Origin of the sequence: Foetidibacter luteolus, from assembly GCF_009650435.1 — a bacterium.
GTDB classification, from domain to species: domain Bacteria; phylum Bacteroidota; class Bacteroidia; order Chitinophagales; family Chitinophagaceae; genus Foetidibacter; species Foetidibacter luteolus.
This window is the reverse complement of record NZ_VVIP01000049.1, coordinates 77,132-90,336: the sequence shown is the minus strand read 5'-3', so window position 1 is coordinate 90,336 and position 13,205 is coordinate 77,132. Positions and strand designations below refer to the sequence as shown.

General features: G+C 47.5%; 7 protein-coding genes. 2 read left to right on the top strand and 5 right to left on the bottom strand.

What is annotated here, in order from left to right:
• Positions 1-35 precede the first annotated feature (35 nt).
• The 5 genes from rnr to F0364_RS15390 form a co-directional block, all read right to left on the bottom strand.
• Positions 36-2,090: a ribonuclease R gene (rnr, locus tag F0364_RS15410; protein ID WP_153798692.1), complete on the bottom strand. Its 2,055-nt coding sequence runs from the start codon at positions 2,088-2,090 to the stop codon at positions 36-38.
• Positions 2,091-2,291: 201 nt separating this feature from the next.
• The gene (locus F0364_RS29315; RefSeq protein WP_153798691.1) at positions 2,292-2,909 is read right to left on the bottom strand and encodes an RNA recognition motif domain-containing protein; all 618 of its coding nucleotides are present in this window, start codon (positions 2,907-2,909) and stop codon (positions 2,292-2,294) included.
• A 211-nt stretch (positions 2,910-3,120) separates the two neighbouring features.
• The gene (locus tag F0364_RS15400; RefSeq protein ID WP_153798690.1) at positions 3,121-4,404 is read right to left on the bottom strand and encodes a DEAD/DEAH box helicase; all 1,284 of its coding nucleotides are present in this window, start codon (positions 4,402-4,404) and stop codon (positions 3,121-3,123) included.
• A gap of 479 nt (positions 4,405-4,883) precedes the next feature.
• Positions 4,884-10,385 (bottom strand): GEVED domain-containing protein, encoded by a 5,502-nt coding sequence (locus F0364_RS15395; protein ID WP_207632704.1) that lies wholly within the window; start codon positions 10,383-10,385, stop codon positions 4,884-4,886.
• Positions 10,386-10,909: 524 nt separating this feature from the next.
• Positions 10,910-11,854: a nitrilase family protein gene (locus F0364_RS15390; protein ID WP_153798688.1), complete on the bottom strand. Its 945-nt coding sequence runs from the start codon at positions 11,852-11,854 to the stop codon at positions 10,910-10,912.
• Between the two features lie 614 nt (positions 11,855-12,468).
• Here F0364_RS15390 and F0364_RS15385 point away from each other — a divergent pair.
• Both F0364_RS15385 and F0364_RS15380 read left to right on the top strand, forming a co-directional pair.
• Positions 12,469-12,627: a hypothetical protein gene (locus tag F0364_RS15385; protein WP_153798687.1), complete on the top strand. Its 159-nt coding sequence runs from the start codon at positions 12,469-12,471 to the stop codon at positions 12,625-12,627.
• Positions 12,628-12,734: 107 nt separating this feature from the next.
• A complete protein-coding gene (locus F0364_RS15380; protein ID WP_153798686.1) occupies positions 12,735-13,172 on the top strand; it encodes an rRNA adenine methyltransferase in 438 nt (145 codons plus the stop codon).
• Positions 13,173-13,205 lie beyond the last annotated feature (33 nt).

Sequence of the window (13,205 nt, the reverse complement as noted above, 5' to 3'; positions counted from 1 at the left end):
TTTCGTGCATTAAGCAAACTATATCTACTAATTTGTTACTGTTCCTTTTTGTGCTTCCGGACTTTTGGTTTAGCCGCTTTATCCGGTGTTTTTTGTTTCTTCTTTTTTGCCGGGGTATCGGCTTCTTTTCCTTCATCCATCACCCATTCATAATCAAGCTGCCGTTTTTCCATATTGGCTGCTACCACTTTTATCCACACTTTATCGCCCATCCTGAATTTGCGGCCGCTGCGCAAACCAACCAGGCTGTAATCACCTTCTATCAGCCTGAAATCATCGTAGTCAGAAAGGGTGGCAATGCTTACCAGGCCTTCACATTTGTGTGCTACTGTTTCTACCCAAAAACCAAAGCCGGCAACGCCGCTTACAACGCCTTCAAAATCGTGGCCCAAGTACTCCTTCATAAATTCTACCTGTTTGTATTTGTTGGCGCTACGTTCTGCTTCCATGGCTGCCCTTTCCCGCTCACTGCTGTGCTTGCATTTTTCGTCCATTTTTTTGTCAATGGCGGGCTGGTTTTCCAGGCAAGATTGTAAAATCCTGTGTACCAAAACATCCGGATAACGGCGTATGGGAGATGTAAAATGGCAGTAAAACTCAAAAGCCAACCCATAGTGCCCAATGTTTTCTGTTGAGTACACGGCTTTGGCCATTGTTCTTATACCCAACTGTTCCAGTACGTGCTGCTCTGGTTTGCCATCCACATCCTGCAGCATCTGGTTAAAGCTTGCCGCTATTTTTTGTGGGGAGCTTATGTCAAACACATGCCCGTATTTTTTGGCAAACGCTATAAATGGTGCAAGTTTTTGCTCATCCGGCTGGTCGTGAATGCGGTAGGGGAAGGGTATCTCTTTTTTATTCACTTTTATTTTTGAGATGTTCTCTGCCACTGTTCTGTTGGCCAGCAGCATAAATTCCTCAATCAACTGGTGTGCTTCTTTACTTTCTTTCACAATAATGCCAATGGGTTTGGCCTTTTCATCCAGTTGAAAACGTACTTCCTGCGAGGAGAAATTGATGGCCCCTTTGCTAAAACGCTGTTTTCTTAGTTTCTGTGCCAGCGTGTTTAACAGTAAAACTTCTTCAAAATATTCGCCGGTGCCTTTTTCAATTATCTCCTGCACCTCTTCGTAGGTAAAGCGGTGGTTGGAGTGTATCACCGTTTTGCCCAGCCAGTATTGCTTTACTTCAGCTTTTGAATTTATTTGAAAGATGGCGGAAAAAGTAAGCTTGTCTTCTTTGGGCCTTAGCGAACAAAGAACGTTGGAAATATGCTCCGGCAGCATGGGGTTAACCCTGTCTGGCAGGTAAACGGATGTTGCCCTTTTGTACGCCTCGTCGTCCAGGGCGGTACCGGCTTCCAGGTAATGGCTTACGTCGGCAATATGTACGCCTATTTCGTAAACGCCATTGCGCAGTTTACGCAGGGATAGCGCATCGTCAAAGTCTTTGGCATCTACAGGGTCTATTGTAAACGTCAGGATATCGCGGCAGTCTTTGCGTTTGTTTATTTCGTCCTGTGTGATTGTATCGGGAATGCGGGCCGCTTCTTCCATCACATCATCGGGAAAGGAGAGGGGAAACCCGTTTTCCGCCAATATTTCTTTCATGGCGCTGTCGTTCTCATCCTCCGCCTGCAATACGCCAATAACTTCGCCTACGGGTTTTTTGTCGTCCTTATCCCATTTCACCATTTTTACGGCCACACGTTGTTTGTTTTTGGCGCCGTTTATTTTGTCCAGCGGTATGTACAAATCGGGCATGGGCTTATCCGTATCCGGTATAAAAAAAGCAAAGTTGGTGCCCATTTGCAACGTACCTATAAATTCGGTTTGCTTGCGTTGCAACACCTCAGTTATACGGCCTTCTTTGCGGCCACTGCCCAGGTTTTCCTTCACCACTTTAGCCATTACGGTATCGCCGTTAAGCGCTGTGTTAAAATCACCGGGCCGTACCAGTATATCGCCGCTTCCATCTGCCACTACTACATAGCCAATGCCGGAGCGTGTTATTTCCAATGTGCCCTGTTGTGCGCTGTGGTGCAAAACTCTTCCTTTCTGTTTCTTCTTATTGTTGTTTTTACGTGCCATTCATAACCAAATTATACTGAAATGTAGTAAAGTATTCTGAGAGATACCCATTAAACGAAAACTGAAGTCAAAAAGCCAATTGCATGCCAAACAGGTTCAACTGCAGGCGTCAACCTTTTTTGCGCAATCCGGCAGCAAGCTGTTCAAATAAAAATGCCGGTTGCATGTTTACAACCGGCATCCTTGTATCTGGTAATGTTGTTAGTACCTGTCTTTGTTCCTGTCAAAGCCTTCACTGCGGCCGCCATACCCGCCTTCACCCCTGTCACGGTTGTAGCCACCGCTGCCGCCACGGTTATAACCGCCGCCTTCGCCCCTGTCACGGTTGTAGCCACCACCACCTTCGCTGCTGCGTCCACCATATCCGCCTTCTCCGCTGCCACGGTTATATCCGCCGCCACCTTCGCCTCTGTCCCTGTAACCACCACCACCTTCGCTGCTACGGCCATAACCGCCACTGCTGCGGCCGCCACCATATCCACCGCCGCTGCCTCCACGAAAACCGCCACCGCCGCCGCGGCCACCATATCCACCACCACCGCCACGGGGCCTGAACCCTGAATTATTTTGCGGGGGCCTTTTATTTTCAACTTCTTTAACTGACATTGTTTTGTCTTCCATAGTAGAGCCGTCCAGCTCTTTAATAGCATTCAGGGCTTCGGCGTTATCGGGCATTTCTACAAATCCAAAACCGCGGCTTTTAAGCGTAATACTGTCCATGATAACTTTTACGTTAGCAACTCTGCCAAACTGTTCAAAAATCTCCTGTAATTCCGGCTCAAACACGTCACGGGGTAGCCCTTTTACAATTAGGTTCATTTAAGAAATAATTTTGGTAAATATACACTAACAAAGCTATATGCGTATAGTTTGTAATTATAATAAAATCAATTTGACGGTTTTATACGCTAAAGTGATTTTGCCATACTTAACTAAATTATACAGCGTTAGCTATGTTTATTAGCGGCTTTTTTACAGGATAGTGAGATGGAACGAATAGGGAGCAATGCTTTATTAATTGCCGCAATTATTATACCGCCTGCTGAAGAGGGGGCAGGTTTTCCCGTCCCGGTACAACAGCATTAGGCCTGTTATGGTTGTGGTGCTTTTTAGGCGATTGTTTCTTTTTATGATTTTTTGGCCTGTTGTTGTTGCCATTTTGCTGCTGGGGCCCTTCTTTCAACTGGTAAGGGTGGCCCTCCACTACTACAATATCTGCTTTTACTATTTTCCTGATATCCCTTAGGTTGCCCCTTTCTTCCTTATCGCATAAGGAGAAGGCTACGCCGTCTTCCCCAGCCCTGCCGGTACGGCCAATGCGGTGAACGTAAGTTTCCGGCACATCAGGAACATCATAATTAATAACATGGGAAATATTATCAATATCAATACCCCTTGATGCTATGTCGGTAGCAACCAATATGTTTATCCTGCCTTCTTTAAATTTATTCAGTATGTATTGCCGGTCTTCCTGGGATTTGTTTCCGTGTATAACGCCGGCACGCAGGTTGGCTTTCTTTAAGTCCTGCACTATGCGGTCTGCCCCGTGCTTGGTGCGTGTAAAAACGATGGTTCTTTTCACAAGGTCCTGCTTAAGCAGGTGTTGTAAAAGGCGGGGCTTGTCTTTGCGGCCTACCATATACACAAACTGCTGTATTTTTTCCGCTGCCGATGATACTGGTGTTATCTCAATTTTTTCAGGATTGGTAAGCAGTGAATCTGCCAGCCGTGTAATTTGTGGGGAGAATGTGGCTGAAAAGAACAAGGTCTGCCTTTCATCGGGCAGCATTTTTATAATCTTCCTTATGTCATCAATAAAGCCCATATCCAGCATCCTGTCCGCCTCATCCAGTATAAAAAATTCCAGGTAATCAAGATATATATAACCCTGGTTGATCAGGTCAAGCAGGCGGCCGGGTGTAGCAATCAGTATATCTGTACCGTTGCGCAGGTCAATCACCTGGCTGTGTTGTGGTACGCCACCGTAAATTTCGGTGTGTTTTAAGCCGGTGTAGCTGCCGTAGTCTGTAAAGCTTTCCGCAATCTGTAACGCCAGTTCCCTGGTGGGCGCCAATACCAGCGCTCTTATGTGTTTGTAACCGCGGCGGTTTTCATCGGCCTGGTGCAGTAATTGTAACACGGGCAGGGCAAAGGCGGCGGTTTTACCCGTGCCTGTTTGGGCGCAGCCCAGTATGTCTTTCCGGTTTAATACAGCAGGAATTGCCTGCTGCTGAATGGGGGTGGGGGTTGTATAGCCTTTTTTTTCCACGGCTTTCAAAGCCGCTTCATTCAACCCTAAGTCTTTGAATGTCAAAATAAATAATTGAATCGTTAATTAAATTCCTTCACTGAAATATGGATAACCGCATTTGCGTGGAGCCTGCTTTCAGCTTACCCAGGTGACCGGGTGAAGCTTTTATAAGGAATACTACCAAGTCGAGGGCAATATGGCAAAAGTAGGCCATTAAATGCAAATATTGCCATAAAGAAAAGATTAGGGTATTTCATGCCTTTGCGTGGATGTATTGTTTTATAAGTAACCGGTGTAAAAGGCGGTACTTTACACGGCAAACTATTTTTTAAAATAAGTATTTGTTTTAGGGGGTGTCCCTCGTACCTCGGGCCGGGCAGAACTGCGTTCGCAACCTTCGTAAAAGCAACATTTTGTTGCTTTTACTCGGTTGTGCTGCAAGTCCTCGCCACTCGTACCTCGTGGCTGTGGGCTTTCCGCTGCAATCCCTCACCCAAAGTGTAACACGCTGCGTCTTTACCGACAGACAGCCCGGTTTTTAATTAGTTCTTTACCAGCTTAAGGTTTTGAACACCATTTTTTGCACTTACTACCTGCACAATGTAAATGCCTTTGCCAAGTTGGGTTGTATTAAGTTCTGTAATGTTGTTGCCCATAAACCTGTTAACAGCCATGCATACCTGGCCACCGGCGTTAATAATGCTTATAGAAGCAAGGGGCTCGTTGCTATACAATTGTACAAAAGCAGTATTAACTGCCGGGTTGGGCGATAGCGATATACGCCATTTGACATCAAATTTAAGCAGCCGTACCTGGCTGTACACAACAGTGCCGTCATTATTGTATTGTTTAAGGCGGTAAAAATTATTGCCTGCCAGGGGTGCTGCGTCCGTATAAGCATAGTGGTGGTTGCCTGTGCCGTCTATCGCCGGTAATTTTGCCAGGCTGGCCCAGTTGCGGCTATCCGGGCTTCTTTCCAGTTGAAAATAACCATCTGATTTTTTTCCGGTAGCGCTCCACGTAAGTAAAGCTCTGTCTGCTTTTTTCTCCGCTTCAAAAGCGGTAAGCCTTATAGCCAGAACACCAAGGCCCCAGGAAACGGTATAGCTAACCGGGTCTGACTGTACACCGGCCGCATCAACAACCGCATAGTTAAAGGAGAAGCCCGAATTGCCATTATTGTTAAAAGTAATGGTAAGCAAAGAAGGATCGTAGTTAGTGATAACCCGTGAGCCGGTTATTGCGGTCCCATTATAAGAAAGTACGTTACCATCCATAATGCCAAGACTGGTGATGATGAAGGTGGCCCCTTCTCCCAGCGGCCCATCTTCTTCATCATTGCCATCCAGCGGAAACATGTTCCGGTAAGTACCATCCATAGGGTAGGTACCACCCCTGGTAGGTACAGGCAATAAGGTGTAATTAAACATTGAAGCCGTAGGCTTTTGTTCAATACCAAGGTTGGCAGTGGTTATGCTTGCATTTAAAGTGCCCAAAGATAAAATCCCATCAGGAGAGCCATCGCTTCCGGTGCCGGTACCGTTAAATTCCCCTGTATTCACCCAGCCATCCGGCAAATCTATTTCGGGTATGGCAGTCTGCCCTACAGTAGCGCTGTTGGTAGTAATATAAATACGGTAATTATCGCCCGGGGTTACAGAATTAAAGCTGTAAGTGCCGTTACCGGCCACGGGCACAACTGAGGCTACCTGCCCTGTAGTTACGTTGTACAAAATAGCATTAAGTCCACCTGCATTGGTGCCGGTACCGTTCACCTGTCCGTCGTTAAGGCCATCCTGGTCGTTGGAAACTTTCCCGCTTACTGCATAGTAAACATTTAGACGGTAATCCTCTATTTCGCCATTGGATGCGGAACCGGTGCTGCGTTCATCTACATTGGCTGTTAGTGTATTGTCTGCCAGGTTATCGGATGTAAGGCGTACGCGGATATAGGGATGTGCCGGAAGGTTACTGGAAGGCACTCCCGTCCACGTAAGTGTGGTGCTGGTTGAACCGGTATTAACGGTTGCTGTTTGTAATTCCGAGGCTTCAAACAGCCCGTCATTATCCCAATCTATCCATGCATACATGTTAGCAGTAATGCCTGTGCTGTTAGTAGCAGTTACAGTAAGGCTGTACGAGCCACTGAGTGTATAATCGGGTATTGTAGCGATACCATCTTCTTCAGCGCCGTCGCCGTTGGTACCATTATTGTTGGCGCCTGCGGCAACATTTTTAAGGTTAAGGCTGTTATCCACAGGGTCCGCGGTACCCAGCTTAAGCGTAACAGGGGTAGCTACCAGCAGGTGTGTGGCATAGTTACCATTTTCGTAGCTTACCGGGGCATCACCGGCGTCAAAGCTGGTAACACCGCAAATGGAAACAGGCGCGGCAAGGCTGCAATCAAAGGTGGTAATTTCTGCTTCCGCCGCCGAGCCATTACCGGCAGAGCCGCCTACATAGTGGCCGGTATAACAAGGTTTTGCTGCCCCGCTTTTGATATATTCCGTAAAGTGGCCGCCTACCTCAAGGTAGGTAGCCACATCTGTACCCTGCACAAAGCCGTTAGGTATCCTGGGCCTGGTACTGTTTGCGGCAGCGCCGGCCCCTATCATGCCCTGGCTGTTGGAGCCCCATAGCAGCAGCGTGCCATCTTCCTGTATGGCGCCTGCTGCACCATGAGATTCATCGTTATCGTTAGCGCTGATAAATTTTACATTGGTAAGTGGCGTACTTCCGGAACCGGGCTGCAGTACGTTGGTCCAGGAGGTAGCGGTGGTGGTAGTGCCAATGCCTAACTGGCCTTCATCGTTATAGCCAAGTGCATAAACCATCTTATTAGTGGCGTGCAGTGCGTAGTAGGAGCCGTGGTCGGAACCGTTGGTCATAGCTATCATCTTAATGTCTGAATAGCTGGTGAATGCTGCCGGCTTAGTCATGAGCGTAGCATAGCTAAGGGAAGTTTCCGCAGTGCCGTTGCCCAGGTAAACTTTCTGCCCCCAGGTGTACCAGTTATTTGTTGATGTAATGGCCAGTACGCCCGAAGTGCTGGCCCTGATGATGTCCACACCGGAAAGTACGGTTGTGGAATTTGTTTTCGCCTGGTGCCAAACAGCATCGCCTGTTATGCCGCCGCCGGTGTTGTTGGTACCATCGCCATAATTATCGGTGTACCGGGCCAGCGTGTACACATGGCCGGAATAAGTTAATATGGTAAGGCCGCTGGAAGAGGCTGTCATCATTTTTACATCCGTGGGGGTAACACCGGTGGGCAGGCCGTCTGTTTTGGCATTCACCGTCATTTTTTGGAAAGCAACGCCGCCGGAGCCATTGTTGGTTGTGTTGCTGGTGCTAAGAATTTCTCCATGGTATCCCCAGGTGTACAAGCCATCTGAAGTAAGCAGGAATGCCTGGCTTTCCCGCCCATCGGTGCCCAGGGTAGCCAACAGTACAGTCCCGGTGTAGTTATACCCGTTAGCGGGGGTTATGTCAACAGGGTTTATCTGGCCATTATTGTCGTCTCCGTCATAGCCGCCGGGCTGCATAAACTGGCCCCAGTTGGTATAATAACCATTGGCATTTTTCATGATGGTGCCATGCCATCCGCCGATTAACCGGTCGTACAGGTCGAACACGGTACCCGTAGCAGGGGTACATGTGGCGGCGGTAATGGTTTGCTGCTTAACGCCAAAGTTGCGGTTGGTTAAATTACCCGAAGCGGCCGCAATGTTTATTGAGCCAGTTTGATTAACGGTATTGGCAGAACCACCAAGGTTAACGCCCGTATTTACCCAGTAGGCAGGCAGGCTGGAGCCGGTAAGCGTAACGCCTATGTTTTTGGGCCCGTCAGAAAGTACAATTTTGTATGCAACGCCCGTGCTTGGGGCGGCCACGCTGTAGGCGCCGGTAGTGGCATCAACAACAACTGACTGCAAAACAACGCTGGCATTACTGGTAAGGTTGGCATAAATATTACCTGCATTGGTAAATATTTCCGAACCGTCTTTTATGGCATTGGTATTATCATCTTTCCATACGGTGCCGCTAAATGTACGGGTTGGGGCCGTAAAGGGAACCGTTATTGTAATGGGCAGAGAAGCTACTCCTGCATTATCATTAACGGTATAGGTGAATGTGGGGCTGGTAGCACCGGTGGCGGTAGGGTCAACGGCAACTTTTGAGGGGTTGAAGGAACTGATGGTTGTTGCGATTGTTATTGCTGCATTATTATAATAAAGTGTTGCGCCGGTAGCGGCATTTAGCGTTACTGTTTTTCCATTTAAGTTATTGCCAAAAGTTCCGTCTTCCGCATCTGAGCCGTTAAAAACAGTGGAAGGCACAGCTATGATGGTACTGGCCCCAGGGTTGGATTGTGATGTTACGGACGTGTTGGTGCCCGTAGGCCTTTGCTCTATGCCGAAGTTTTGCCCCGTTATACTGGATGCGCCAGTGGTTAAAGCAATTTCTCCCACAGGCGAAGATGCCTGGGAGGCCGTATTGCCCGAGCCAATATTCTCTCCCGTATTAACCCATGTGTTGCCAGCGCCTGGAAGCAGCGGCGTTATGCCGGTTGCGGAAGTGGTAAGCACCAGCTTATAGCCTGTTACGCCGGTTGGCATACCCATAGAGTATATACCGTTGGAAGCCACTGTGGATGAACTGATGATGTTATTGGATGCATCCAGCATGTTTACATATAAGGTGCCGCCCGTATTGGTGCCGGCTTCCGTTCCATCTGTGATAAGGTTGCCATTGGCATCATCCCATACAGTGCCGCTTACAAATACAGAAGGAACCTGTATGGCATAGTCTTCCACTTCGCCATTTACGGGTGTGCCAAACACCCCTCCGGAAGCGCCCTCTGCAATAGAGCGTTCGTCAACCGTGGCGGTGGCGGCATTATCTGCAAGGGCGGTGGTAGTAAAGCGCAACCTCAGGTATACCAGCGAGCCTGTTACGGAAGCAGCAGGCCAGGTAAGTGTAGCCGTTTGCAATGCTGCAGATGTGGTTGCAAAAGTGGTTGGCGTTGTTGATGCCGCTTCCCCCACTTCGAAGCGGCCATTGCCGTTTCTGTCTAACCATGCATACAAATTGCCTGTTCCCGCAATGTTTTTGGTAACACTCACTGTAACCGAAAAAGCGTTGCCCGATGTCAGCAATGGCAACACGCTAATGCCGTTTTCGTCTGCACCGTCGCCAAAGCTGCTATTGTTGTCTGAACCTGCGGTAACACTTTGAGCGCCAGCCTCTGCATCCGGTGTGCCGCTGCCAAGAGAGAGGTTGGTAGTGGGTGTATGCCTTGCCGGTACCGTAACGCCGGAACTGTTTACTTCATAAGATGAGGGGGCATCGCCGTAATCGTAAGCTCCGGTTACGCTAATTTGATAATCTTCCACTTCGCCCATTTGTGCTGTGCCGTAGGTACCGGTGTTAGCGCCGTCTGCAATACTGCGTTCGTCAACCGCGGTGGTAGTTCCATTGTCTGCCAAAGCTGTTGCCCCACCTGCAAAACGCAGGCGCATGTACAGCTTGGGGGCAAGTGCATTTCTTGTTGTGGCTGCGGGCCACAACAAAGTTGCCGATGTGGCATTGTTCAGTACCGATGCAGAAATTACTTCGCCCACTTCAAAGCGGCCATTGTTGTTAAAATCTATCCACCCATAAAGTGTTCTTGTACCGCCGGTGGTGTTTGTTACGGAGATGGTAAGCGAATAATTCGCATTGGCCGTAAGGGCAGGCGGAGTAGATGCCACACCGTCTTCATCTGTGCCGTCTCCATTAAGGTTATTATTATCGGCCCCTGCTGCAACATTTGCCGCGGATGACTCCGCATCTGGTATTGCGTTTATACGCAGCGTTGCAGATGGTAAATGCCGGGCTGGTACAGATGATGAAGTATTGTTTAATTCATAGGAGGCAGGAGCATCTCCAAAATCGTGTGTTTGAGCGGCTACAGCCAGCGACAATGAAAGGCCAAGGGCCAGGGAAAATCCTTTTATAATAACCGTTGCAGTTAACGGCAGCGCGGGTACAATTGTTTTCATGTATTGCATCAGGTATTGTATTATGGGTTATTATCACCCATTAACAGGTTGCACAAAAACCTGCAGGTATAAAGTGAACCTGTTGCACTTTGCGCCAGGGATAGAAGCGGAAAGCCCGCAGTGCAGCGCAGTGCAACGTAGCGGAACGAGGACTTGCAGCGGATAGCCCGGCCCGCCCTGTATTTTGGCGGGGGCGCCCTCTAACCTCTCTTTCCCACTATTTTTTGTTTGGAAAAATGCTGATTGTCAACGTTTATCTATATGTATTGGTATCATAGTAAGTTGGATTAGATGTTATGTTTAACGGATTATGTAAACTATTTTGGGTTATGAATATTGGTACCGGGTATTGGAAAAATTATGAAAATTGAATGACAATAAAGGTAGGGTGTATGGTAGCAGTTGTACTGTAAAAGAGAAAAAGTTAATCTGATTTTAAGGTTTAGACATGAAAAAAAACTGTAAGCACCTTACGAATTAAATGATAACCATTGGCTACCACAGTAGCTGTTTAACGAATGCATTTATTTTAGCCATACCACTTTTTGTTGCGGGATGTGGGGCTGCCCCAATATATCACTGTACAAACCTGGCCGCCGGGCCTGTAAATACCGGTAACCGCCAGCATTTGTTAATTTATCGCGGGTAAACGTGGCTGTTGCAATATCATCATCCAGCAGGCGGCATTCTGCAAGTATATCACCAAAGGGGTCAAGTATCATAGAGCAGCCGTTTTTTAGCTGGTCGTCGTCCATGCCGATGGCGTTGGAAAAAACCACGTACACGGCATTGTCGTAGGCCCTTGCAGGCAGCCATTTCATAAGCCATTGCCTTCCTTTAAGGCCGTCAAATTCAAGGCGTAACGAGGTTGGGTCGGCATGGCGGTTTATCCAAAGTTTTGGATCTACAAAGCCGGCCCCTGGGCGGGTAGAAGGTGTACACATGGTTACATGCGGCATAAAAATAATTTCGGCGCCCAGCAGGGTAGTGGCCCTTACATTTTCGATGATGTTATTGTCGTAGCAAATTAGTATGCCGCATTTCCAGCCATGCAAATCGAAAATACAGTATTCATTACCTGGTGTAAGGTGCGGGTTAATAAACGGGTGAAGTTTTCTAAACTTAGCTACCAGCCCCGTACTGTTAACACATACATAAGCCTTAAATAAATTGCCTTGTTCATCTTTTTCGAACAGGCCAGCCAGTATGGCTATATCAAATTCAGTGGCGATTGCCTTAAGCGCCTCAACAGATGGCCCGGCTGGTATATGTTCTGCCAGTTGCAGCATTTGTTGTTTAGAAAGCCTGCGGGCAAAAGTGTACCCGCTTATAGAACATTCATGAAAAGCAATAACTTTTGAGCCCTGCTCCGCTGCCTGTTTTGCCATTTTGCCGATAACGGAAAGATTATAGGCTTTGTCGCCGCTTTTGTGTTCAAACTGGGCAGTGGTAATTTTCAGGTTATCCATACGGTTGCTTCATTTTGGGTAACGAATGTATTATTTACAGGCAATAAACCTGGACAGAATTTTTATGGGCCCGGCAGCAGGAACACCCCCATCCCCTGCAGGGGGTTGGCTCGTGTATGGTGAAAGCATTTTTATGGGCCCGGCAGCAGCAACAGGTATGAGGCTGCCGTTGCGTCGCACTCTTGTGCCGTACCGCCTTGCGCAACAAACTTCTACGGCATCCCGCAGCATTATTCAAAAAACTACAGGGCCAGGCCCATTTTTACTTTTGGGAGGCTTTATTCTCAAAAAAGGAAAATTAAAGGATGCAGGTTGCTTATTTTGTTGATTATCAGCAGTATTCATTTCCGGCATGCCATTGGAGTATTCTATTGCGGTTTCGGTTTCCTGTTTGCTTTTACAATATATTTTCAACCTTTTGCCTTTAACCCTAAGCCGTTGCAACCCGTGCCACTAACCAGTTTTTCTCATGCAATTAAATCATGGCCTGCTGTTTCATACAGCGGGCCTTTTTTATTAAGCCTCTCTAAAGGTTTCTTTAACCAGTGTTTCAGCAATGTTGGCAATGCTGCTTTTACCTTTGCAACATCCATCCAATATCAATCTATTTATCTATGAATTACCAAAATGCGCTTTACCGCCGTCATTGGAACCTCAATCTTATTCTTGTAGCTGTTTTCGCGGCTTCTGTTCTGGCCGCCTGGTTTTTATACAACGGTGCACCAGGCTGGTGCTTTTTGTTTCATCATCATGGTTATACAGTACACGAATAGTTTCGCGGCTATAAGTGGGGGCCCGCATAAAGATTGGTAAGCAAATATTTCGTTTTCAATCTGTTAAAGGGTTTGATCGCCTGCGCATTATGGCTTATCTTGTGCGCATGTTATATAATCCAGATAATCCTGTTGTACAACTTTGTGTAAAGGGCATTCAAAAAGAATATGCCGGCAATTTTGACCAAGCCGCAAAATTGTACCGGGAGGCCTGGGACCTGGCTGCAGATGCATTTGAATCTTTTACCGCGGCCCACTACATGGCCCGTATCCAGAATTCTGTTTACGATACGCTTAAATGGAACCTTTTTGCTTACCAGCTTGCTACCCAGGTGGTACAGCCGGATATAAGCGAAGCTTTTCCCTCTCTCTGCCTTAACGTGGCTAAATCTTATGAAGATGTGAAGCAGTACCCCGCTGCTGAAGAATATTACCAGTTAGCCGAGCGTTACTCCCGCCACCTTAAAAAAGACCAGTACGGCAATATGATAATCAGTGGCGTGAAAGCTGGTATTGAAAGAGTTAAGGCTGTTACCTCGGCCTGAGCCGTTGTTTTGCTGTAAAATAGTATTCAATCC